A 511-nucleotide genomic window follows, 5' to 3' on the forward strand; every position below is an offset into this window, starting at 1 on the left:
TTAGCAATCGATCCCTGGGCGAAAGTGCAACATCTGCCGATTGGCGTGCAGCAGCGCGTGGAGATCCTCAAGCTGTTATACCGTGATGCGCAGGTGCTGATTCTCGACGAACCGACGGCGGTGCTGACGCCGCAGGAGAAAGCTGGCCTGTTCGCTACATTGAAATCGCTGTGCGCGGAAGGCCGCTCGGTGGTGATCGTCACTCATAAACTGTATGAAATCATGGCGATTGCCCATCATGTTTCTGTGATGCGCGGCGGTAAAATGATTGATTCGGTGGATATTAAAGACACCTCGGAACGCGATCTGGCGCGCCGCATGGTGGGGCGCGATGTGGTGCTGCGCGTGGAAAAAACGCCGTGCCAGCCGGGCAAAACCGTACTGCAGGTGGACAGCATTGCGGTGCGTGATGCCAGCGGCCAGCAAAAAATCTGGCGCGTTTCGCTCAACGTCGCCGCCGGCGAAATCCTCGGCATTGCTGGTGTGGAAGGCAACGGTCAATCGGAGCTGG

At 57.9% G+C, this 511-nt stretch carries 1 protein-coding gene; it reads left to right on the top strand.

Going from position 1 to position 511, the window contains the following annotated elements; all coding sequences use genetic code 11:
- The coding region (locus RTY00_RS17780) for an ATP-binding cassette domain-containing protein (protein WP_409519146.1) at window positions 1-511 on the top strand (511 nt) is incomplete at both ends.

Origin of the sequence: Pantoea sp. CTOTU49201 (genome assembly GCF_032054795.1) — a bacterium.
Lineage (GTDB): Bacteria > Pseudomonadota > Gammaproteobacteria > Enterobacterales > Enterobacteriaceae > Pantoea > Pantoea symbiotica.